This is a genomic window from Bradyrhizobium genosp. SA-3, assembly GCF_004212635.1.
Classification (GTDB): Bacteria; Pseudomonadota; Alphaproteobacteria; order Rhizobiales; family Xanthobacteraceae; genus Bradyrhizobium.
The window spans coordinates 1-20,738 of the sequence record NZ_PSRT01000099.1 but is presented as its reverse complement, the minus strand read 5'-3'; the positions used below and the strand labels follow the sequence as shown (position 1 = coordinate 20,738).

Annotated in this window: 22 protein-coding genes, 2 pseudogenes and 1 riboswitch; of the genes and pseudogenes, 10 read left to right on the top strand and 14 right to left on the bottom strand. The window is 64.9% G+C overall.

What is annotated here, in order from left to right; translation table 11 throughout:
- Positions 1 to 196 precede the first annotated feature (196 nt).
- The gene (locus CWO91_RS29140; protein WP_165405782.1) at positions 197 to 820 is read left to right on the top strand and encodes an outer membrane protein; all 624 of its coding nucleotides are present in this window, start codon (positions 197 to 199) and stop codon (positions 818 to 820) included.
- 70 nt (positions 821 to 890) lie between these two features.
- On the opposite strand, the gene CWO91_RS29135 is transcribed toward CWO91_RS29140, so the two are convergent.
- From CWO91_RS29135 to CWO91_RS29120, 4 genes are all read right to left on the bottom strand, one after another.
- Entirely contained in the window at positions 891 to 1,106 is a 216-nt protein-coding gene (locus CWO91_RS29135) for a cold-shock protein (RefSeq protein ID WP_008544396.1), read from the bottom strand.
- A 251-nt stretch (positions 1,107 to 1,357) separates the two neighbouring features.
- Positions 1,358 to 2,218, bottom strand: coding sequence for a 23S rRNA (adenine(2030)-N(6))-methyltransferase RlmJ (locus tag CWO91_RS29130; protein ID WP_130218485.1), 861 nt, complete (start codon positions 2,216 to 2,218; stop codon positions 1,358 to 1,360).
- 192 nt (positions 2,219 to 2,410) lie between these two features.
- Positions 2,411 to 3,115 (bottom strand): ribonuclease T2 family protein, encoded by a 705-nt coding sequence (locus tag CWO91_RS29125; protein ID WP_130218483.1) that lies wholly within the window; start codon positions 3,113 to 3,115, stop codon positions 2,411 to 2,413.
- Between the two features lie 105 nt (positions 3,116 to 3,220).
- Positions 3,221 to 3,682, bottom strand: coding sequence for a hypothetical protein (locus CWO91_RS29120; RefSeq protein WP_130218481.1), 462 nt, complete (start codon positions 3,680 to 3,682; stop codon positions 3,221 to 3,223).
- Positions 3,683 to 3,864: 182 nt separating this feature from the next.
- Between CWO91_RS29120 and CWO91_RS29115 the strand changes: the two are divergent.
- Positions 3,865 to 4,157 (top strand): annotated as a pseudogene (locus tag CWO91_RS29115) (hypothetical protein).
- 45 nt (positions 4,158 to 4,202) lie between these two features.
- Positions 4,203 to 4,733 (top strand): DUF3617 domain-containing protein, encoded by a 531-nt coding sequence (locus CWO91_RS29110; protein WP_130218479.1) that lies wholly within the window; start codon positions 4,203 to 4,205, stop codon positions 4,731 to 4,733.
- 176 nt (positions 4,734 to 4,909) lie between these two features.
- Here the strand turns inward: CWO91_RS29110 and CWO91_RS29105 are convergent, their stop codons facing one another.
- Genes CWO91_RS29105 through CWO91_RS29095 form a run of 3 tightly spaced genes read right to left on the bottom strand, consistent with a single transcriptional unit; the run spans position 4,910 to position 7,514 of the window.
- Positions 4,910 to 6,298, bottom strand: a complete 1,389-nt coding sequence (locus CWO91_RS29105; RefSeq protein ID WP_128931428.1) for an ATP-binding protein — start codon at positions 6,296 to 6,298, stop codon at positions 4,910 to 4,912.
- Positions 6,299 to 6,318: 20 nt separating this feature from the next.
- Positions 6,319 to 7,050, bottom strand: coding sequence for a response regulator (locus CWO91_RS29100; RefSeq protein ID WP_130218477.1), 732 nt, complete (start codon positions 7,048 to 7,050; stop codon positions 6,319 to 6,321).
- The gene (locus CWO91_RS29095) at positions 7,047 to 7,514 is read right to left on the bottom strand and encodes a MarR family winged helix-turn-helix transcriptional regulator (protein ID WP_038971154.1); all 468 of its coding nucleotides are present in this window, start codon (positions 7,512 to 7,514) and stop codon (positions 7,047 to 7,049) included. Before CWO91_RS29095 ends, CWO91_RS29100 begins: the two co-directional genes overlap by 4 nt.
- A gap of 412 nt (positions 7,515 to 7,926) precedes the next feature.
- Here CWO91_RS29095 and CWO91_RS29090 point away from each other — a divergent pair, with 412 nt between their 5' ends.
- The 4 genes and pseudogenes from CWO91_RS29090 to CWO91_RS29075 all read left to right on the top strand — a co-directional run bounded on the left by CWO91_RS29090 (position 7,927) and on the right by CWO91_RS29075 (position 11,521).
- Complete coding sequence (locus CWO91_RS29090) at positions 7,927 to 9,009, top strand: branched-chain amino acid aminotransferase (protein WP_091886759.1); 1,083 nt, start codon at positions 7,927 to 7,929, stop codon at positions 9,007 to 9,009.
- A 134-nt stretch (positions 9,010 to 9,143) separates the two neighbouring features.
- Positions 9,144 to 10,488, top strand: a pseudogene (gene hisS, locus CWO91_RS29085) (histidine--tRNA ligase); the annotation flags it as partial.
- Between the two features lie 178 nt (positions 10,489 to 10,666).
- Complete coding sequence (locus tag CWO91_RS29080) at positions 10,667 to 10,921, top strand: tautomerase family protein (RefSeq protein WP_283811027.1); 255 nt, start codon at positions 10,667 to 10,669, stop codon at positions 10,919 to 10,921.
- Between the two features lie 195 nt (positions 10,922 to 11,116).
- Positions 11,117 to 11,521: a thioesterase family protein gene (locus tag CWO91_RS29075; protein WP_130218471.1), complete on the top strand. Its 405-nt coding sequence runs from the start codon at positions 11,117 to 11,119 to the stop codon at positions 11,519 to 11,521.
- Positions 11,522 to 11,649: 128 nt separating this feature from the next.
- On the opposite strand, the gene proC is transcribed toward CWO91_RS29075, so the two are convergent.
- Together proC and CWO91_RS29065 are read right to left on the bottom strand one after the other, a co-directional pair.
- Entirely contained in the window at positions 11,650 to 12,477 is an 828-nt protein-coding gene (gene proC / locus CWO91_RS29070; protein ID WP_130218469.1) for a pyrroline-5-carboxylate reductase, read from the bottom strand.
- Between the two features lie 206 nt (positions 12,478 to 12,683).
- The gene (locus tag CWO91_RS29065; protein ID WP_130218467.1) at positions 12,684 to 13,184 is read right to left on the bottom strand and encodes a YbjN domain-containing protein; all 501 of its coding nucleotides are present in this window, start codon (positions 13,182 to 13,184) and stop codon (positions 12,684 to 12,686) included.
- A 433-nt stretch (positions 13,185 to 13,617) separates the two neighbouring features.
- Positions 13,618 to 13,792, top strand: a riboswitch (FMN riboswitch).
- A 77-nt stretch (positions 13,793 to 13,869) separates the two neighbouring features.
- On the opposite strand from CWO91_RS29065, the gene CWO91_RS29060 reads away from it, so the two are divergent.
- Complete coding sequence (locus CWO91_RS29060; RefSeq protein ID WP_130218465.1) at positions 13,870 to 14,442, top strand: 6,7-dimethyl-8-ribityllumazine synthase; 573 nt, start codon at positions 13,870 to 13,872, stop codon at positions 14,440 to 14,442.
- Positions 14,443 to 14,564: 122 nt separating this feature from the next.
- On the opposite strand, the gene CWO91_RS29055 is transcribed toward CWO91_RS29060, so the two are convergent.
- The 5 genes from CWO91_RS29055 to lgt form a co-directional block, all read right to left on the bottom strand.
- Positions 14,565 to 15,518, bottom strand: a complete 954-nt coding sequence (locus CWO91_RS29055; protein WP_165405780.1) for a ribose-phosphate pyrophosphokinase — start codon at positions 15,516 to 15,518, stop codon at positions 14,565 to 14,567.
- Positions 15,519 to 15,711: 193 nt separating this feature from the next.
- Complete coding sequence (locus tag CWO91_RS29050; RefSeq protein WP_130218461.1) at positions 15,712 to 16,338, bottom strand: hypothetical protein; 627 nt, start codon at positions 16,336 to 16,338, stop codon at positions 15,712 to 15,714.
- 191 nt (positions 16,339 to 16,529) lie between these two features.
- Complete coding sequence (gene pgeF, locus CWO91_RS29045; RefSeq protein WP_130218459.1) at positions 16,530 to 17,297, bottom strand: peptidoglycan editing factor PgeF; 768 nt, start codon at positions 17,295 to 17,297, stop codon at positions 16,530 to 16,532.
- Entirely contained in the window at positions 17,294 to 18,412 is a 1,119-nt protein-coding gene (locus CWO91_RS29040) for a class I SAM-dependent methyltransferase (protein WP_130218457.1), read from the bottom strand. Before CWO91_RS29040 ends, pgeF begins: the two co-directional genes overlap by 4 nt.
- A 21-nt stretch (positions 18,413 to 18,433) precedes the next feature.
- Positions 18,434 to 19,279 (bottom strand): prolipoprotein diacylglyceryl transferase, encoded by an 846-nt coding sequence (gene lgt / locus CWO91_RS29035; RefSeq protein WP_128931441.1) that lies wholly within the window; start codon positions 19,277 to 19,279, stop codon positions 18,434 to 18,436.
- A gap of 198 nt (positions 19,280 to 19,477) precedes the next feature.
- Here lgt and CWO91_RS29030 point away from each other — a divergent pair, with 198 nt between their 5' ends.
- Positions 19,478 to 19,738: an accessory factor UbiK family protein gene (locus CWO91_RS29030; RefSeq protein WP_091886723.1), complete on the top strand. Its 261-nt coding sequence runs from the start codon at positions 19,478 to 19,480 to the stop codon at positions 19,736 to 19,738.
- Positions 19,739 to 20,079: 341 nt separating this feature from the next.
- The coding region (locus CWO91_RS29025) for a 50S ribosomal protein L25/general stress protein Ctc (protein WP_130218455.1) at positions 20,080 to 20,738 on the top strand (659 nt) is incomplete at its 3' end.

Here is a 20,738-nt window from a genome sequence, read left to right as displayed (position 1 = left end):
GCACAGGATGGCGGGCGCAGTTCCAGGTAACGCTTGCTTAAGCCTGTTAACAGCGCGGTAACCCGGCTTAACAGCCCTTTAACTTAGAACTCTCGATAAATCTTACGCGAAAAAGTGGTGGTTCCGTAACCATGCGGTCTGGCCTCGCGCGGCGGCGCAGGCATCGCTGGGGGCGGCAGTTGCGTTGGAGTGTGTGATGAAGGGGCTCGTTGTGGGCGCAGCCGCGTTGGTTGCAGCCGGCTGGACAGCTTCGGCAGGGGCCGCCGATCTCAATTACGGGCAGCGTGCGCCCTATACCGTCAATCAGCCGCTCAATGCGTATAGCTGGGCCGGTCCTTATCTCGGCGGCAACATCGGCTACGAATGGGGCTCGGTCGACAACAATCCCTCAAAGCCCTCCGGCTTCGTCGGCGGCGTGCAGGCCGGCTATAATTTCCAGAACGGCCCTTGGGTGTTCGGCGTCGAGGGCGACATCCAGGCCGCCGGTGCCGATGATACCTTCGCGCCGTGGAAGTTCTCCAATCCGTGGTTCGGCACCCTGCGCGGCCGTGCCGGCTATGCCTTCAGCAACGTGCTGTTCTACGGCACCGCCGGCCTCGCCTTCGGCGAGCTGCGCGCGCAGACCTTCGGCTGGACGGAGTCGCACACCACCGCCGGCTGGACCATCGGTGCCGGCGCGGAAGTCGGCCTTGCGCCGAATTGGAGTGCCAAGCTCGAGTATCTCTACATCGATCTGTCGACGACACAGTTCGCAATTACGGGCGTGTCAAACGGCTATAGCGCCAGCGTTGTCCGCGCAGGCGTGAACTATCACTTCTGATAGCTGAAGAAGAAAATACCGGACCAACCTCCCGGCCGCTCGCGGCCGGGATTTTTTTAAGCCAGGCTCGCTAGGAGAGGATGACCAAATTGACCGCCTTCGGTCCCTTCCCCTTCTTGTCCGGTTCGACTTCGAAAGTAATACGCTGTCCTTCGGCAAGGTCCTTCAGTCCCGCCCGCTCCACGGCGGTGATGTGAACGAAGACGTCGCGGCCGCCGTCGTCGGGCTTAATGAAGCCGTAGCCGCGCTCACCGTTGAAGAACTTGACCGTTCCCGTCATGGCCATCGGGAAACTCCCCCTCATTGCTCCTCCGCCGCGACGCAGACTCACGTCACGACATGACCGGACCCTACGAAGCCCGGGAGCTGGCCATCCTTGGGCGGACCTCATCGGCCCGGCCGGATCTTTCTTAGGCCTTCACTCCGCCGCAACCATTCGCGGAAGCGGAACGTAAAGCCAGTCACGGCAACAGCATAATACGGTTCTTCGCAGATTGACTACCGCTCCTGCATATTTTTCCCAAGAATGCCGGAGTGTTACGGCCTCGGCACCTCCAATCGGAATCTGGCAGCGCCGCCCTGGCCAAGCGGCATTTCGAGTTCTGGCAGGATCGTCTTGAGCTCGCCGTGCAGTGTGTAGGGCGGATTGACGATCAGAAGACCGGCGGAGGTGAGGGCCGCGCCATCGAGCTGCGGCGCCACGCTGAATTCGAGGCGCAGGCATTTTCCGGGCGGCTTTGCTGCGGCTGCGAGCCGCGCCACCGTTTGCGCCAGCGTGTCGGTGGCGCGCCGGTTCTTGGCCGGATACCAGATTACGTAGATACCGGTCGGCCATTTCGCGAAAGCTGTCGAGAAGGCCTCGCCAAGCCGCTCGAACTCGTCCTTGGCCTCGAAGGGCGGGTCGATCAGCACGAGGCCGCGCCGCTCCTTCGGTGGCACGAAGGCCGGCAGTGCCATCCAGCCGTCGAGATCGACCACGCGCGCCTGTTCGTCGCGGCGCAGCACGTCGATCAGCGCCTTGCGTGCCTTCGGCTCGAGCTCGCAGGCGACGAGGCGGTCCTGCGGCCTAAGCAGGCCGCGCGCGATCAGCGGCGAGCCCGGATAGGCCTTGAGCTCGCCCTTCGGATTGAAGGCGCGGACGATGTCGAGATAGGGTTTGGTCAGCGCCGCGGTCTCGTTCGACAGGCGCGCCTGCATCAGCCGCGCGATGCCGGTCAGCCACTCGCCGCCGCGGCGCGCCTCCTCGCTGTCGAGGTCGTAGAGGCCGGCGCCGGCATGGGTATCGATGACGCGGAACGCCGCCGGCTTGTCCTGCAAATAAGTGAGAATGCGCGCCAGCACGATGTGCTTGATGACATCGGCGAAGTTGCCGGCGTGGAAGGCGTGGCGGTAGTTCATGGGAAGAGCACTACGCTACGTGACGACTGGAGCAAAGAGCCACGCACGTGTCCCGGACGCGTTGCAACGCCCCAAGCGTTGCGGCGCAGAGCCGGGACCCAGGGGCGACGGCTTCCCACGCAGCATGGGCCCCGGCTCTGCAGCGCACCGCCAAAGTAGCGCTGCGCTGCGTCCGGGGCACGAGAGTTCGCTCTACCCACCCCTGATCGGCGGCATCGTCACCTGGTCGCGGCGGCAGGCGCGGCGTTCGATCTCGTCGCAGGCACGGAATTGCAGGTCCTTGCTGAGGCAGATGCGGACCTCGGAGAGCCGCGTCCGGTTGCAGGTGACCGATACGGCGGCATTGCTGAGGCCGGGATTGGCCTTGATGAAGGCGTCCTCGATCTCCGCCGGCGCCACGGTCTTGGCCTGCGACAGATCGAGATATTCGGCAGGGATCTTGATCGCGGCGCGCGCCTTGCGGATCGTCTCGAAATAGCTGCGGCCCTCGAGCCCGGAGCAGGTGCCGTGCTTGTCCCATTCGTTGAAGATCAGGCCCGGCGCCGGCATCAGGTCGAGCATCGAGGAGACGATGCTGCGGTTCAGCCGCGGTGCCGGCCGCTGGCAATATTCGGGGAAGCCGCTCTCGTATTGCGGCCACAGCCCATGCACCACGAAGGCGTAGGGTCGTCCGCTGCACTGCATCTGTGAGCGGCCGCCGCGCTCGGCCGCTTCCTCGCAGAAGGAGGGCGACCATGACAGCGACAGCACATAGAAATCGAACTCGCCCGGCGCGTTCTGCCGCTTGTCCTGGGCCTTTGCGCCACCGGCGAATGAGGCCAGCCCCGCGGCAAGGACCAGGGAAAGGGTCAGCGAGATCACCAGGCGGGAGAACGAATGCAATCTGGAATGAAACATGGCGACGCCCCTCAACTAGACTGTGCAAGGAAGCCTAGCAGGCGACAAGAACATTTCAAGAACAAAATTCAGGCGACCGCCATTCAGCCGCCAGATCGACCCAAATCAGGGCTTTGCGGCGCGGCAGGCCGGATTATAGGCCCAGTTGCGGTCGACGCCGACGACGCACCATTCGACCCCGTTGCCGTAGCCGGCGAAGCCGCCATCCTCGATGATCGAGAAATGTACCTTGCGCACCTTGCCGTCATTGAGCAGGGCATCGCCGGTGCAATAGCGGCGCGGAATGTTGTCGGACTGCCAGGGACGGAACGCGATTTCGCGAACGGCGGAGAAGCCGGTGATTTTCAGCGAGGAATTCCAGAACGAGCTTTCCTTTTCCCAGAACTGGGTGGCGATCGTCGGCAGCGCCTTGTCGCAATCGGCGACGGCGCCGTCGTAGCGCGGCCCGCTCAGCCAGAAATTCAGCTCCAGCGGATTGGCGGCCCTGGCCTCACCGAGCGACAGCGCCCCGAACATGAGGCCGAACACGGCGGCAAAGCGGAGCGATTTCAGGGAGGGGGCGCGCATGGTCAATCCGGACAGCTGGTCTTGCGAAGGTCGGACGGTGCCGCGAAGGGCGGGGGAGGTCAAGTGCAGCGCGGCAACACTTCGCCAGGAGTTGACCATATCGTCGCAGCCGGCAGGCCTTCCGTTCTTTCCACTTCCAGTCCGGCACCGTAAACTGGGGCCAGCCAATTGGAGTGACGGGAATGCGAATCATTGCGGCCGCGGGCCTTCTTGCCTTGGGTATGATGGCGAGCCAGTCGCGCGCGCCGATATCCTTCCAGTGCCGCCGTTCAAGGGCAACGACACCGGCGGCATCATCGCCTATTCGATGGCGACCCAGGCCGATGCGCGACAGGTCGCGGTCGATCACTGCGCGCGCTACGGCAAGGTCGTCAAATTCCTCGCGGTGCAGGCCTATGAGGGCGGCTACATCTCGTTCTCCTGCCGCTGGGTGCCCTATGGCGCTGCCGAGCAGCCGATCCGCACGCTGTACTGAGGCGTTGTCGTAACGCCCAAAACTCTCAAGCCGGGAGTCTTCCACATGACGCGCAAACTCGCTTTGCTCGGCTCGGCCGCTTGTCTCGTGTTGTCGGCAGGCGCAGCCAGCGCCGACGATCTGCCGATGCGCAAGGCCGGGCTATGGGAAATGAAGCTGGTCACGACCGGCTCGCCCGTGCCCGAGATGACCATGCAGCACTGCACCGACGAGACCGTCGACAAGGAGATGAGCAACAACGTCTCCCCGATGGCAAAGCAGATCTGCGCCAAGCAGGAGATCAAGAAAACGGCGACCGGCTATGTCAGCGATTCCGAATGCAGCGTCGCCGGCGTCAGCACGACCTCGCATGCCGAGATCACAGGCGATTTCAATTCGGCCTACACGGTGAAGACCTCCTCGCATGCGCAAGGCGGCGTCGCCGGCGCGGCCGGTCGCGATAGCACCATGACGCTGCAAGCCAAATGGTTAGGGGCCTGCAAGGCGGACCAGAAGCCCGGCGACATCGTGATGCCCGGCGGCTTCAAGATGAACGTGCGCGACGTAGATAAGCTGAAGGCGCTGCTGCCGAAGTAGACGCAATCACCGCGCAACCGGTGCGCTCCCTCGCCTTGTTCTTACGGGGAGAGGGTTGGGGTGAGGGGCCTCTCTCCGCGAACGAGATTTTTGTGAGACCTGTACCCCCTCACCCGAATTCGATCTGCGATCGACTTCGACCTCTCCCCGCAAGCGGGGAGAGGTGAAGAAGCCGCTTACACCGGAATCCTCACGCTCGCCCTTAATCCGCCCATCGGGCTGTCGCCGAGCGTGATGTCGCCGCCATGGGAGCGGGCGATGTCGCGGGCGATCGCAAGGCCAAGGCCGGTGCCGCCTTCGTCCTGATTGCGGGCGTTGTCCAGCCGCAGGAACGGCTTGAACACCTCTTCGCGCAAATGCGCGGGAATGCCGGGGCCGTCGTCGTCGACCGTGACGGTGAGATAACGGTGATCGCGCTGGCCGGTGATGGCGATGGCCTTGCCGTAGCGCGCGGCGTTGGTGACGAGGTTGGCGAGGCAGCGCTTGAACGAGGCCGGCTTCACCGTCACCACCGGCAGGCCGTGGAATGCCACGGTGGCGGTGTGGCCGTGGCGCTCGGCGTCGCTGCGCAATTCTTCGAGTGCCTGGGCCATGTCGGTCGGCTGCGATTGCTCGCCGGAATCGCCGCGGGCAAAGGCCAGGTAATCCTCCAGCATCATCGACATCTCGTCGACGTCCTTGCGCATGCCCTCAAGCTCGGGACTGTCGCCGATCAGCGCCAGCTCGAGCTTGAAGCGGGTCAGGATGGTGCGCAGGTCATGGCTGACGCCGGCGAGCATCGCGGTGCGCTGCTCCATCGTGCGCTCGATGCGCGATTTCATCTCGAGGAAGGCGACGGAGGCGCGCCGCACCTCGCGCGCGCCGCGCGGCCTGAAGTTTGGTGCCTCGCGGCCCTTGCCAAAGCTTTCGGCGGCATCGGCGAGCCGAAGGATCGGCTTGATCTGGTTGCGCAGGAACAGCACGGCGACGATCAGGAGGATCGAGGACGTGCCAACCATCCAGAACAAGAAGATTTCGGAGTTCGAGGCGTAGGCGGCGCTGCGCTGCGCGAACACGCGCATCACGGCATCGTCGAGCTGGATGCGGATCTCGACGAGGTTGGAGCGGCCGACGGTGTCGATCCAGAACGAACGCCCGATCTGGCGGCCGAGCTGCACCGACAGCGTCTGGTCGAGCAGCGAGAAGAACGGCTTCGGTCCCGGCGGCGGCATGTCCCCGGCGGGCAGGAAATCGACGACGAGGCCGAGCCGTTGCTGGGCGATGCGGCGGATCTGGTCGCGGTCCTTGTCCTGCGGATAGCCCTTGTAGACGTCGATCAGTGCGGCGATGTCCTGCACCACCGCGGCCGACAGGCGGCGCGTTACCGTGTTCCAGTGCCGCTCCATGAACACGAAGGCGACGACCGATTGCAGGATCACCATCGGCACGATCATGATCAGCAGCGCACGAGCATAGAGGCCGGTCGGCATCCAGCCCTTGAACGCGTTGCCCATCCAGCCATTGGCGGCGGAGACGCGGCCGGCGGCGCTCTTCAGAAGCGTCAGGCCGGTATCGATCGTGCTCATCGGTCGCGCTTCACTGCGGTTTAAGGCGAGGCCACCAGCCGGTAGCCGATGCCGCGTACCGCCTGGAGGAACAGTGGATTGGCGGGATCGGTCTCGATCTTGCGCCTGAGGCGGTTGATCTGCACGTCGACGGCGCGCTCGTTGACGCTGCCATTGCCGGTGAGCGCGCTGCGCGGCACGGTCTCGCCCGGCGTCTCCGAAAGGATGCGCAGCATCTCGCGCTCGCGGTCGGTGAGGTGGATGACCTCCTCGCCCTGGCGCAGCTCGCCGCGATCGAGATGGTAGACGTAGGGCCCGAAAGCGATCTTCTCCACGGTCGCGGCCTGCGGCGGCGGCGCGGCGCGCTTGAGGATGTTGTTGATGCGCAGCGCGAGCTCGCGCGGCTCGAACGGTTTTGCGACATAGTCGTCGGCGCCGATCTGCAGGCCCTCGATGCGCGCTTCCGCCTCGTGCCGCGCCGTCAGCATCACGATCGGCACCGAGGACGAGGTGCGGATGAAACGGGCGAGCTCGAAGCCGGTCTCGCCAGGCATCATGACGTCGAGGATCAACAGATCGAAATGCAGACCGATGAGCTTGGCGCGCGCATCGCTGGCGCTGGCGGCGGTCGAAACGCGGTAGCCTTCGCTGGCGAGGAAGCGCGAAAGCAGATCGCGGATGCGGCGGTCGTCATCGACCAGCAGCAGATGCGGGGCATCGTCGGCAGGTTGCACCGGCGGCCGGGCGAGCGTGGCAGCGAGCGGCACGGTCACTCCTTGGCGTCGTGGTTGACGGAAGCGAAGATCGTTTCGAGCACCTTGTCCGGATCATCGCGGTCGATCATCGCGCGCAGGAAGCGCTTGACGGTCTCCGCATCCTGCGGGCCCATCTCGGCGAGCGCCTTGGTGATCCGCGTGGTCTGGAGCCCGGCAAGCTTCTGCACCAGCGCTTCGCCCTTCGGCGTCGCGTAGAGCAGGCGCTGGCGACGGTCATTGTCGCCGGTCTTCTGCACGATGTAGCCCTCGTCGAGGAGCTGCTTGAGCACACGGCCGAGCGACTGTTTTGTGATGCGCAGGACGTCGAGGAGATCGGCGACCTTGAGGCCGGGGTAGCGATAGACGAAGTGCATGACCCGGTGATGGGCCCGGCCGAAGCCGAAGGCTTCCAGCTCCTGGTCGGGATCGCCGACGAAATCGCGATAGGCGAAGAACAGCAGCTCGATGATATCCCAGCGCAAATTGCCTCCATCCCCTGCGGCCGGCGAGGCTCGACGGCATCTTGAGAGGGATTTACGAAATTTATGTCAGGCATATTGACGTATCTTGGGTTCAATGTTACAAAACGATCGGCCCGCACGAATTTTTAGATCGTTTCGCGACGGGCAGCGTCGAAGCAGGGACGGCGGAAGAGCCGGACAGGCGACGACGGCCGATCAGATCTACCGTGCGATTGTCGAGCGGCATTTCGGCAAAACATACTGGACTTCCGCCTTCCGCAAAAGCATGTCCTCGGCGACATGCTGGCCACGGGAAACCGGCCGTAACAAGGCTGGCGGTGGTCCAGCCAGACACCTAATGAAGCCAGCCGGCCCCGAACAGGGGCAGGCCGGTGCCAGAACAGCGCCGATAGCGGCAGCGGGAGCCAAGGACATGAGTATGACATTCGACATCCAGCCCGCATCCAATCCGACTCCCGAGAAGGACCGCATCGCCAAGCTGGTGGACCCCGGGTTCGGGCGGGTCTTCACCGATCACATGGCGATCGTCCGCTACAACCAGGCCAAGGGCGGCTGGTACGAGGCGAGAATCGAGGCGCGCGCCAACTTCCAGCTCGATCCTGCCGGCGCGGTCCTGCACTACGCCCAGGAAATTTTCGAGGGCCTGAAGGCCTACAAGCGCGACGACGGCGGCGTGAACCTGTTCCGCCCCGATGCCAATGCGCGGCGCTTCAAGGACTCGGCCGATCGCATGGCGATGGCGCAATTGCCCGAGGACGTCTTCATCGAGGCGGTCGAGCAGGTCGTGCGCATCGACCGCGCCTGGATGCCGGGCGGCGAGGGCAGTCTTTACTTGCGCCCCTTCATGATCGCGAGCGAGACCTTCCTCGGTGTCAAGCCATCCTCCGAATACATCTTCGCGGTCATCGCCTCGCCGGTCGGCTCCTATTTCAAGGGCGGACCCGCGCCGGTGTCGATCTGGGTTTCGGAGAACTACACGCGCGCAGCCGTCGGCGGCACCGGCGCGGTGAAGTGCGGCGGCAATTATGCCGCGAGCCTGCGCGCCCAGGCCGAGGCGATCCAGCACGGTTGCGATCAGGTCGTGTTCCTCGATGCGGTCGAGCGCCGCTACATCGAGGAGCTCGGCGGCATGAACGTGTTCTTCGTGTTCGACGACGGCTCGCTGTCGACGCCGCCGCTCGGCACCATTCTGCCCGGCATCACCCGCGACTCCATCATCACGCTCGCCCGCGATGCTGGAAAGACGGTGCGCGAGGAGCCCTATTCGCTCGACCAGTGGCGCAAGGATGCCGCAAGCGGCAGGTTGAAAGAAGCCTTTGCCTGCGGCACCGCGGCCGTGATCTCGCCGATCGGCAAGGTGCGCTCGGTCAGCGGCGATTTCGACATCAGCGGCGGCGCGGCCGGCCCCGTCGCCATGGGCCTGCGCAAGCAGCTCGTCGACATCCAGTACGGCCGTACCAACGATCCGCACAATTGGATCCGGAAGGTGTTCTGAGGCCTCGAATCTCGAGATTCCGGGTTCGATGCTGCGCATCGCCCCGGAATGACGGAGAGTTGGCTGGCCATGGGGTCGTCACCTGACATGCCGCAGCGGTTGCCGCATCCCGCGTCGGCTGGTAAACGCCGCGGATGGCCGAGAAACCCAAAAAACCCCAGAAATTGAAGGCGCGCCTGCCGCGCGGGCTCGAGGATCGCGATCCCGCCGCGATCCGCGCGACGCGCGAGATGGTCGAGAAGATCCGCGCCGTCTACGAGCTCTATGGCTTCGAGCCGGTGGAAACGCCGGCAATGGAATTCACCGACGCGCTCGGCAAATTCCTGCCCGACCAGGACCGCCCGAACGAGGGCGTGTTCTCGTTCCAGGACGACGACGAGCAGTGGATCAGCCTCCGCTACGACTTGACCGCGCCGCTCGCCCGCTATGTCGCCGAGAATTTCGACACGCTGCCAAAACCCTATCGCAGCTACCGCGCCGGCTACGTGTTCCGCAACGAAAAACCGGGCCCCGGACGCTTCCGCCAGTTCATGCAGTTCGATGCCGACACGGTCGGCTCCGCAACGCCGGCGGCGGATGCCGAGATCTGCATGATGGCGGCGGATACGATGGAGGCGCTGGGCATTGCGCGCGGCTCCTATGTCGTGAAGGTGAACAACCGCAAGGTGCTCGACGGTGTTCGTGACGCACTCGGCATCGCCGACGACGGTCAGTGGCTGACGGTCATGCGCGCGATCGATAAGCTCGACCGGCTCGGCCTCGACGGCGTGAGGCAATTGCTCGGTGCGGGCCGCAAGGACGAATCCGGCGATTTCACCAAGGGCGCCGGCCTGAACGACGACGATATCGCGCTGGTCGTTTCCGCCATCGAGCAGAATGACGCGACGGTCGATCCACGTCTCAGGGCAAGCGCGATCGGACAGCAGGGCCGCGACGAGCTCGATCAGATCAGCAAGCTCGTGACGGCTGCCGGCTATGGCGAAGATCGCATCAAGATCGACCCCTCCGTCGTGCGCGGCCTCGAATATTACACCGGCCCCGTCTACGAGGTCGAACTCCTGCTCGACACCAAGGACGAGAAGGGCCGCCCGGTGCGCTTTGGCTCGGTCGGTGGTGGCGGACGTTATGACGGTCTCGTCTCGCGCTTCCGCGGTGAGCCGGTGCCGGCGACCGGTTTCTCGATCGGCGTCTCTCGCTTGCAGGCCGCGCTGACGCTGCTCGGCAAGCTCGACACGCGGCCGGAGTTCGGCCCCGTCGTCGTCACCGTGTTCGACCGCGACCGCGTCGCCGATTATCAGAAGATGGTCGCATCCTTGCGCACCGCCGGCATCCGCGCCGAGCTCTATCTCGGCAATCCCAAGAACATGGGCAATCAGCTCAAATATGCCGATCGCCGCAACGCGCCCTGCGTCATCATCCAGGGCTCGGATGAAAAGGCGCGCGGCGAGGTGCAGATCAAGGATCTGATCGAAGGTGCCAAGGCCGCCGCGGCGATCGCCTCCAACCAGGAATGGCGCGAGAGCCGCCCGGCGCAGTTTTCGTGCAGTGAGGCCGATCTCGTCGCCAAGGTGCGCGAGGTCTTGGCGCGCCATGACGTGAGCTGGGGCTAGCCATTCGCTGACGACGTCATCCCGGGCTTGTCCCGGGCATCCACGTCTTGTTTGATGGCGACGTCAATGGCCGGTGTTCGGCCGCAAGGGAGAGAAAAATGCCTGAGATCACCATCAGCATGGCCGAAGGCCGCACCGACGAGCAGAAGGCCGGCATGATGCGCGACATCACCCAGGCGCTGGTGAAAAATCTCGGCGTCGATGCCGATGCCGTCGTCATCCAGATCAACGAAGCCCCGCTTCGCCATAAGATGAAGGGCGGCAAGACCTTTGTTGAGCGCGCGGCGGCTGCGAAGAAATAACAGCTGGCGCTGCAACCACAGTCGTCGTCCCGGACAAGCGTCAGCGCAGATCCGGGACCCATAACCACAAGGAGTGGTTCGCTGGCGAAGCGGCAACTCCGAATCCCCGCAACCACGACGCCCTGTGGTTATGGGTCCCGGATCGGCGCGCGCTTAAGGCGCGCTTGTCCGGGACGACACCGTGTTTGAGGCACCATGGACGCACGCGATTTCATCAAGGTCGGCATGAGTGCCGAGCGCTCGCTGGTGGTCCCAGTGGAGCGCACGGTCGGGCATTTCGTGCCCGGCATGCCCATGGTCTACGCAACGCCGATGATGATCCTGGAGATGGAGATGACATCGGGCGATGCGATCCGTTCCGCACTCCAGCCGGACTGGGTGACCGTCGGCACCGAGGTCGACATCCGCCATCTCGCCGCCGCTCTGGTCGGTGCCACGGTGCGGACCACCGCAAAAGTGGTCGCGGTCGAGCGCCGCGTCATTCGCTTCGAGGTTGAGGCATTCGAGGGCGTCCGCAAGCTCGGCGAGGGCCGTCACGCGCGCGGGCTCGTCAATGTCGAGATGTTCAACAAGCGGCTGGGGGCTGGCTCGAAATCGTAGGGTGGGCAAAGGCGCGAAGCGCCGTGCCCACCATCTCTCCGCGTCTGCAAAGAAGTGGTGGGCACGCTTCCGCCTTCGCTCTTCGAGCTACGGCGGACAAGTCGCTTTGCCCACCCTACGGCACCTTTTTACTTCGCCAATTCCTTCGACCGCTGCGTCGCCGCCGCGATCGCGCGGATCATCAACTCGCGTAAGCCGGGCTCGCCCATCAGCACGCCGAGGGCGGCGGCTGTGGTGCCGCCGGGCGAGGTGACGTTCTGGCGCAGCGTGCTGGAGGGCAGGTCGGATTGGTGCAGCAGCTCGCCGGAGCCGGTGACGGTCTCGCGCGCGAGCTTGGTCGCCAGCGCCTCGGGCAAGCCCGCCTCGACACCGGCGCGCGCGAGCTCCTCGGCGAGCAGGAACACGTAGGCCGGGCCCGAGCCGGAGACGGCGGTGACCGCGTCCATCAGGTCTTCATCCTCGACCCATTCCACCGAGCCGGTGGCGCGCAGCAGTGCATCGGCCACAGCGCGCTGAGACGAGCTGACGTCTGGTGCGGCGACGGCGACGGTGATGCCGCGGCCGATCGCAGCCGGCGTGTTCGGCATCGCGCGCACCACGGCGCCGCCGCAGACGTCCTGAAGCGAGGCGATCGTGGTGCCCGCCATGATCGAGACCACCGACGTCTTGTCCGCAACGAATGGTTTCAGCTTGGCGCCGGCCTCGCGGAACATCTGCGGCTTCACCGCGACGACCAGCGTCTCGATCCTGCCGGCGGTCGTCACGTCGGGATTGAGCGCAACGCCCTTGGCGGCAAGCGCGGCGATCTCGGGCGAGACGTGCGGATCGATCACTGCAACCCGGCGCGGATCGAGCCCGCCCGCCAGCCATCCGGTCAGCATCGCGCCGCCCATCTTGCCGGCGCCGGCGAGGAGGATGGTGCCGGTGATGTTTTGGAGGGTGTTGCTGTCTGCCATTGCCGTCACCACAAACTCGGTGCCGTCCCGGCCTAGTGCGCAATTGCGCACGGGGGGCCGGGACCCATAACCACAGGCGGTTCTAATGGACGAAGGGATTGGCAACAAGCGTCGTGCGATACGGTGAAATCACGCGGTATGGGTCCCGGCCTTCGCCGGGACGACGACGAGGAGGGAGCTGCGGCTCCCTCACGTCTTGGGAGACCCTACGCCTCTCCCACCGTGTCGAACATCGCCGCGTCCATGGCTTGCGTGGTGGTCTTGCCGGCCCACACCACGAACTGGAACGCCGGGAAGTAGCGCTCGCAAGCGTGGATGGCGCCGGCGAGCATGGCTTCGCACTGCGCGGTCGAGGCGGTGAGGCCGCCCGGCAGCACCAGCGCCTGGCGGTGCATGATCATGCCGGTGTTGGTCCATAGGTCGAAGTGGCCGACCCACAGCTGCTCGTTCACGGCGGCGACGAGCCGCTGCACCTCGCCGCGCCGCGCCGGCGGAATCTTCATGTCGAAGGCGCAGGCCAGATGCAGCGCCTCGATCTCGCCCATCCAAGTGAAGGAGAGCTGGTAGTCGGTCCATTGTCCCTTCGAGACAATCGTGAGTTCGTCTTCGCCGGAGCGTTCGAACGGCCAGTTGTTGCTGGCAGCGATATCCTCGACCACCGCGAGCGGATGGTTCTTGGAATCGATAGTGCCTTCGAGCAGGGACATTCCGTCTCGACCTCTTGCCTTCTTGTTGTCTTTGATACGCACGCGGTTGGCCCGGCGCGCGCTCCCTTCACGTCGCTACGGCGATCTCCTCGGACTCGCTCTTGCGATCCCTCGGATCAGCGCGGGCCTGTCGCGGATCAAGTGATGTGATTTGCGGAATCTGCGCAACGGGGTCCCGAGTCCGTCCACAAGCCAGGACTCCTTCGTCCACAGCTCATCTCCGCCACAATTCTTAACGCGGAGAGGCAAGCCCGGACGAGGGAGAACAAACCGGAATCGGATTCGGGCGGCCGGCGCCAATCGCTAATTTCGTCCCGCGAGAGCCGCTCCCACCGCGACGGCATGGGACCATGCGATTTGCCCATGCGGAACGCGCTTGCCGCGACGGCTCGCCGGCGGCATATTTCGCCTCAGGCCGTTCATCCCGAACGGCCGATGTTCTCAGGGCGGGGTGAAAGTCCCCACCGGCGGTAAGGGCCGAAAGGCCTAAGCCCGCGAGCGCCTTCCCCCAGGTTCTGTCCTGAAAAGGATTTCACTGAAGGGAAGGGTCAGCAGATTCGGTGCAACTCCGAAGCCGACGGTTAAAGTCCGGATGAAAGAGAACGGTCGGTGGCAGACGCATCGCAAGATGCAGCTGTTTGTCGTTCCGTGTGCCCTGATTCTGGTCCTTAAACCGAGGAAAGCCATGAATCAGATGTTGCAAGATCCCCAAATCCAAACCGCCAAAGTCGAAACTGAAGTTGCCCAATCGCCGGTTCCGCAGGATCCGGCGCCCGAACACCCGCGCTTCGCAAAGCCGCAGCGGGTGGCCTTCGTGCAGGCCTGCTGGCACCGCGACGTGGTCGAGGAGGCCCGCATCGCCTTCCTGAAGGAGGCAGAAGCGCGGCACCTTACCCATGTCGACGTGTTCGAGGTGCCCGGCTCGTTCGAGATCCCGCTGCACGCACAGGTCCTCGCCAAGACGCGGCGCTACACCGCGATCGTCGCGGCCGGCCTCGTCGTCGATGGCGGCATCTACCGCCATGAGTTCGTCGCCGACACCGTGATCAAGGCGCTGATGGACGTGCAGCTCCGCACCGAGGTGCCGGTGTTCTCGGCGGTGCTGACGCCGCAGCAATTCCACGAGACCGAGGTGCACTACGACTTCTTCCGCAAGCATTTTGCGATCAAGGGCGTGGAGGTCGCCGAGGCCTGTGCCAACACGCTGCATGGCCTCGAACGCCTGCGCGGCCAGGTCGCGGCGGGGATCGCGGGATAGGCAATGGTCATTCCGGGGCGCGCGAAGCGCGAGCCCGGAATCCATTTATCGACACGGATTGCTGCAAGATGGATTCCGGGTTCGGCGCTGACGCGCCGCCCCGGAATGACAATCAAGAAAAATCAGTCGAACAGGCTCGACACCGACTCTTCGGCCGCCGTGCGCGCGATCGCATCCGAGATCAGGCCGGCGATCGGCAGCGTGCGGATGTTCGGCGCCTTGGTCACTGCATCGGTCGGCAGGATCGAGTCGGTGATCACCAGCTCCTTCAGCTTCGAGCCGGAGATGCGGGCGGCCGCGCCGCCGGAGAGCACGCCGTGGGTGATGTAGGCGTAGACGTCCTTGGCACCCTTGGCGATCAGCGCGTCGGCTGCGTTCACCAGCGTGCCGCCGGAATCGACGATGTCGTCGACCAGGATACAGCTGTAGCCGGAGACGTCGCCGATCACGTTCATGACTTCGGATTCACCCGGACGCTCGCGGCGCTTGTCGACGATCGCGAGCGGGGTGTTGATGCGCTTGGCGAGGCCGCGGGCGCGGGCCACGCCGCCGACGTCGGGCGATACCACCATCACCTTGCCGAGGTCGAAACGTTCGCGGATGTCGCGCACCATCAGGGGGGCAGCGAACAAATTGTCGGTCGGGATATCGAAGAAGCCCTGGATCTGGCCGGCATGCAGGTCGAGCGTCATGACGCGGTCGACGCCGGCATGGGTGATCAGATTGGCGACGAGCTTGGCCGAGATCGGCGTGCGCGAGCCCGAGCGGCGGTCCTGTCTGGCATAGCCGAAATAGGGGATCACTGCGGTGATGCGGCGCGCCGAGGATCGGCGCAGCGCGTCGGTGATGATCAAGAGCTCCATCAGATTGTCGTTCGCCGGAAACGAGGTCGACTGGATAATGAAGGCATCCGAGCCGCGGATGTTCTCCTGGACCTCGACGAAGATCTCCATGTCGGCGAAGCGCCGCACCACAGCCTTGGTCAGCGGCACGTCGAGGCCCTGCGCGATGGCCTGCGCGAGAGCCGGATTGGAGTTGCCGGCGACGAGCTTGATGGAGCCGTTTTTGGCCGACATGGACGCTTCCTCCCGCGCTTTGCTGGATACGACGTTCAACATCAGAGAATACCCACTGGCAGCACGGTTACGACGGGCGAGGAAATATCAGGCCGGAGGCTCAAATGGCAACCCGGGATGCTACGTTTTCCCTTCGAAATCCTGAGTCGGGCCAGCGGTTTGGCCGTAACTTGGGGCCGTGGTTTAGCGGGGGTTATTGCTCGGCATAGCCGAGCGCGGTGGCCGGCATCTCCGCCGCCGGCGCCTCCCGGATCACGCCTGCCACCGCCGGTCCCCGCAGGTTCGGAGCTGCGCCCGGAGCCTCCGGCGTTCCGTTGATCATGTTGGAAAGTCCACTGAATCCGGCCTGGGCGATCTTGCGCAGAACGAGGTCGTCGGCAGCCCCCCAAGGATCACGGGCAGCATCGCGGCCACCCTTCGCCGAGGTCGGTTCCTCGCCGGAGAGGCGCAGCGCCCGCTGCTGGTTGGCGTCGTAGACATCCCAGACCCAGGCGATCACGGTCTTGCCGCGCACGACCTGGGCGGAGAGGTAGCTGCGCACGCGATAGGCGGCCGTACCCTCGCGGGAGACCACGGACAGGCTGCGCAGCTTGGATTCGCTGTCGAGCACGCCGACCATGCGATCGAACACCTGTGGCGGCGGCCCGTCGATCGATTCGAAGGCCACGGTTGCGCCGCTGCCACCGCTCGGCGCCATCGCATAGGAATTGCTCGGCGCGCTGCCACCGGCGCAGCCGGCAAGCATGGTCGCAGCCGCCAGCAGCATGACCGCCAGCACGCGCGAGCCCGCGCGGCGCAGAAAAGATGACGCTTCCCTCATTATGGAGGGCAGCGATATCGTTAAAATCGGTTAAGGTCTAGGGCGGGCCAGCCACAAACACACTGTCATTCCGGGGCGCGCCACCTGGCGCGAGCCCGGAATCCATTTCGCCGCGTGATCTGCCGCACGATGGATTCCGGGTTCTCGCTTCGCGAGCCCCGGAATGACGATCGTTAATGTTGCCGGTGTGTTCACGCTTTGAGCGCGATCGCGTGAATGTGGCGGCCGTAATCCGGCTCCTTGCGATGCACCGAGCGGCGATAGCTGAAGAAGCGCTCGTCGGCGTAGGTATCGAGGCCGAGATCGTCGATCATCAGGATGCCGGCGGCTTCGAGCCGCTTGCGGATGAGGCCGGCGAGATCGAACATCGCGTGGCCCTCGCGCACCGACGGGATGAAGAATATGGCGTTCTCCGCGTCGGCTTCGATGAAGCGCGCCACGAACTCGTTGCCGACCTCGTAACTCTCCTGCCGGATCAAGGGGCCGATCGCGGCGATGGTGCCGCCGCGGGTGGCGCCGAGTTTCTCCATTGCCGAGATCGTTGCTTCCAGCACGCCTGATAGCGCGCCTTTCCAGCCGGCATGGGCACCGCCGATCACGCGTGCGTTGGGATCGACGAACAGCACCGGCCCGCAATCGGCGGTGGAGACGCCGAGCGCAATGCCGGGTGTCTTGGTGACGAGCGCATCGCCCTTCGGCCGCGGCCCGCTCGGCCACGCGCGATCTGCGACGAGCACGTCGGGCGAATGGATCTGGTGCAGGCTGAGGAAACGTTCCGGCGCGACGCCGACATGCTCGGCCATGCGGCGGCGGTTCTCCGCGACGAGGGTCTGATCGTCGTTGGAGCCAAGCCCGCCGTTCAGCGCGGCGTAGATGCCGGTGGAGACGCCGCCCTCGCGGGTGAAGAAGGCGTGGCGCAGGCCGGGCACGGCCGACAGCAGCGACGAAGCAAGCGTCATGAGGCCTCTCCAGCCTGTTCGAGATCGCTGAGGCCGGCGAGGCCGGATAGCCGCGGCTCGGAGATGCCGAGCACCTTGAACATCGAGCCCATGCCGCTGCGCCCGGTATCGGTCAGACGCTTGAGCGCCACCGAAATGTCGGTGGCGACTTCGGGCGTCGCCTTCTGCATCAGCGCGGCCGCGCGGGTGTCGATGCCGACGCGCTTGAGGAAGTCGCCTTGCGTCACCGGCCCGTGCACGCGCGCGCCGACGTCCTCGGCGGCACGCGCCAGTGCCTGGAAGTCGACATGGGCGGTGACGTCGGCCTGGCCCGGTGCCTTCAAGGGATCGGTGAAGCTGTGACGCGCAATGGCCTGAAATGTATCGCCGGCATCGCTGCGCAAATGGCCGTAGTCGATGATCAGCGCCGCGCCATCCTGGTCGCGCACGCGCGTCGCAAGCTTCATGATCTCGCCATCGGGCCGCCATTCGAACACGGCGCCGACGGGCGCGGCACGCACCAAGGGCGGCAGCAGCACGTCGAAACGCGGCGTCGGCTCGGGCGCCCCGCCGAATTGAAGCTTGCCGTTGGGATCGATCTCGATCACGCGTTCGTGCCAGCCGTTCTCGTGCCGGACCATCTGGTGGATCGGCAGCACGTCGAAATATTCATTGGCGAGGATGATGCTCGGGCCTTCCGGCACCTCGTCGATGCTGTCGTGCCAGGCGATGTTGCCCACGGCGGACAGCGTCGCGCTCTGCTGGTCGCGCAGCACCGGATTGACCTCGACCAAGTGGATATGAAGCGCCTGGTAGAGCGGCGGCAGCACGCGCAATGCGCGCAGCGCGTCCGCCATCATGGTGCCGCGGCCGGGGCCGAGCTCGATCAACCGCAAGAATTGCGGCGAGCCCATCTGCTTCCACACCGAGGCGGCCCACAACCCCAAGAGCTCGCCGAACATCTGGCTGACCTCGGGCGCGGTGGTGAAATCGCCCTCACGCCCGAGCGGATCGCGCGAGACGTAATAGCCATAGCGCGGGTGCATCAGGCACAGTTCCATGTAGCGCCAGACCGGCATCGGGCCTGAGGATTTGATCAGCGCCTTGATCTCGTTGAGTAGCGGCGAGTCGGTCACGATCCATGTTCTCGAAATGATTTAACGAATGGCCTCGATAGGCTTCGGCGCGCCGCGCCGGATAGCCCATACAATAAGTATGGCGCCGACGATAAGCATCGGGATCGACAACAGCATGCCCATGGTTAATCCGCCCCAGAGGAAGCCGAGCTGTGCGTCGGGTTCGCGGAAGTGTTCGCCGGCGATCCGGGTCAGACCATAGATCAGGATGAAGGCGCCGAGGATCATGCCGGGCCGCTTCAAGGCACCGAAGCGGATCATGATCGCGAGCACCGTGAACAGCAGGATGCCCTCCATGCCGGCCTCATAGAGCTGGCTCGGATGGCGCGGCAGCTGTGTGGGATCGTTCGGGAAGATCATCGCCCAAGGCAGGCTCGCATCGGTGGCGCGGCCCCACAATTCGCCATTGATGAAATTGGCGATGCGTCCGAGCAGCAGCCCGACCGGGGCGACCGCGGTGGTGATGTCGCCGAGCGACAGGATCGAGATGCCGCCTCGATAGGCAAACCACATCACCGCGACGACGCAGCCGAGGAAGCCGCCATGGAAGGACATCCCGCCCTCCCACAATTTGAAGATCGCAGCAGGATGCTCGATGAAGAAAGGCAGATTGTAGAACAGGACGTAGCCGGTGCGGCCGCCGAGGATGATGCCGAGCGTGACCCAGAGGATGAAGTCGTCGATCTGGAGCAGCGAGATCGGCGCGGGTCCGCCCCACAGACGCTGGTTCTTCAGGAGCGACCGCGCATAGAGCCAGCCGAACACGATGCCGCAGATATAGGCCAGCGCGTACCAGCGGATCGCGAACGGACCAATCTCGATCGCGATCGGCTTGAAGGCGGGGAAGTCGATGAGCAGGAAGGGCATCGCGCCTTCTATGTCTGGACGAGATTGCGGCGATCGAGCGCCAGCAGACGCCCTGTGATTCTTCTTATGCAGGGACGTTGAGTACGATTGCAAGGAAACCGGAGCATGACAAGGATACCCCCGCTCGGCCCTTGAACCGTTCCGTTCGGATTGCCATTGTGTTTCGGAGAGTTCGCGCAAAGTTTATCGGAGGCAGCCATGACCCAGACCAGCAACCGGTTTTTCGACGAGATCGGCCGCCTGATGAATGACGCCGCCGGTGCCGCCCAGGGCGTCAAGCGCGAGTTCGACACGGTGATGCGGACCCAGGCGGAAAAATTCCTGCGCGACATGGATCTGGTCAAGCGCGAGGAGTTCGAGGCGGTCAAGGACATGGCCCGCCTCGCCCGCGAGGAGAACGAGGCGCTGAAGGCAAGGATCGCGGCGCTGGAGGCCAAGCTCGGCGGCACGCCGACGTAAGCTCTCTTACCCTCCCCTGGAGGGCCTGGAGGGGGAGGGTCGGCGCGCAGCGCCGGGGTGGGGTGATCTCTCCACTCGGGCAGCGCCTCTGTGGAGAGACTGTCACCCCACCCCGCTGCGCATTGCGCTTTGCTGCATGCGTATCGACCCTCCCCCCTGGAGGGCCCCTCCAGGGGAGGGTAGGAACCCGGGCTATCAGCCCCATTCTCCTTGTCATTTCTGCATCTTCCGGGTAAAAGCCCGCCACGTCTGCGGCCCCCGCACCCCTGGAGGCTTGCTGCGGGCTATGCCATGGGCCGCGCTGCGGCCCATTAACTTTGCAAAAACAAGGACTTAACGACATGGCGACGACCGTCAAGGAATTGAAGGCGACCGCACGTCCGAAGAGCGGCAAGGGGGCCGCCCGGGCTGAGCGTCGCGCCGGCAGAGTGCCGGGAGTGATCTACGGCAACAACCAGCCCCCGGTGACGATCTCGATTGAAGATCGCGACTTGCGCCAGCGCATCCTCGCCGGCCGGTTCCTGACCACGCTGGTCGACATCGACCTCGAGGGCAAGAAGCACCGCGTGATTCCGCGCGACTATCACCTCGATCCGGTCAAGGACTTCCCGATCCATGTCGACTTCATGCGGCTCGGCGAAGGCGCCACCATCCGCATCAGCGTGCCCTTGCACGTGGTGAAGGCGGAAGGCTCGCCCGGCGTGAAGCGCGGCGGCACCGTCAACATCGTCGCCCACGCGATCGACCTCGAATGCGGTGTCGAGAGCATTCCGCAATACATCGAGGTCGATGTCGGCTCGCTCGAAATCGGTCACTCGCTGCATCTGTCGGACGTCAAGCTGCCGGCCGGCGTGAAGGCGCTGACCCGCGAGGACGCGACCCTCGTCACCATCGTCCCGCCGTCGGGCTACGCCGAAGAGCAGAAGGCGGCGGCCGCGGCTGCGGCGGGTGGTGCGGCTCCGGCTGCGGGTGCTGCTGCGCCGGCTGCGGCTGCTCCGGC

Excerpts from the sequence above, each read along its gene's own strand:
- CWO91_RS29140 (WP_165405782.1), top strand. The coding sequence starts at position 197 with ATGAAGGGGCTCGTTGTGGGCGCAGCCGCGTTGGTTGCAGCCGGCTGG.
- CWO91_RS29065 (WP_130218467.1), bottom strand. The coding sequence starts at position 13,184 with ATGTCCCTGCTCGAAGGCACTATCGATTCCAAGAACCATCCGCTCGCG.
- pgeF (WP_130218459.1), bottom strand. The coding sequence starts at position 17,297 with ATGACGCTTGCTTCGTCGCTGCTGTCGGCCGTGCCCGGCCTGCGCCAC.
- CWO91_RS29120 (WP_130218481.1), bottom strand. The coding sequence starts at position 3,682 with ATGCGCGCCCCCTCCCTGAAATCGCTCCGCTTTGCCGCCGTGTTCGGC.
- CWO91_RS29135 (WP_008544396.1), bottom strand. The coding sequence starts at position 1,106 with ATGGCCATGACGGGAACGGTCAAGTTCTTCAACGGTGAGCGCGGCTAC.
- lgt (WP_128931441.1), bottom strand. The coding sequence starts at position 19,279 with ATGCCCTTCCTGCTCATCGACTTCCCCGCCTTCAAGCCGATCGCGATC.
- CWO91_RS29055 (WP_165405780.1), bottom strand. The coding sequence starts at position 15,518 with ATGTCGGCCAAAAACGGCTCCATCAAGCTCGTCGCCGGCAACTCCAAT.
- CWO91_RS29030 (WP_091886723.1), top strand. The coding sequence starts at position 19,478 with ATGACCCAGACCAGCAACCGGTTTTTCGACGAGATCGGCCGCCTGATG.
- CWO91_RS29125 (WP_130218483.1), bottom strand. The coding sequence starts at position 3,115 with ATGTTTCATTCCAGATTGCATTCGTTCTCCCGCCTGGTGATCTCGCTG.
- proC (WP_130218469.1), bottom strand. The coding sequence starts at position 12,477 with ATGGCAGACAGCAACACCCTCCAAAACATCACCGGCACCATCCTCCTC.
- CWO91_RS29105 (WP_128931428.1), bottom strand. The coding sequence starts at position 6,298 with ATGAGCACGATCGATACCGGCCTGACGCTTCTGAAGAGCGCCGCCGGC.
- CWO91_RS29130 (WP_130218485.1), bottom strand. The coding sequence starts at position 2,218 with ATGAACTACCGCCACGCCTTCCACGCCGGCAACTTCGCCGATGTCATC.
- CWO91_RS29075 (WP_130218471.1), top strand. The coding sequence starts at position 11,117 with ATGGACGCACGCGATTTCATCAAGGTCGGCATGAGTGCCGAGCGCTCG.
- CWO91_RS29090 (WP_091886759.1), top strand. The coding sequence starts at position 7,927 with ATGAGTATGACATTCGACATCCAGCCCGCATCCAATCCGACTCCCGAG.
- CWO91_RS29110 (WP_130218479.1), top strand. The coding sequence starts at position 4,203 with ATGACGCGCAAACTCGCTTTGCTCGGCTCGGCCGCTTGTCTCGTGTTG.
- CWO91_RS29060 (WP_130218465.1), top strand. The coding sequence starts at position 13,870 with ATGAATCAGATGTTGCAAGATCCCCAAATCCAAACCGCCAAAGTCGAA.
- CWO91_RS29050 (WP_130218461.1), bottom strand. The coding sequence starts at position 16,338 with ATGAGGGAAGCGTCATCTTTTCTGCGCCGCGCGGGCTCGCGCGTGCTG.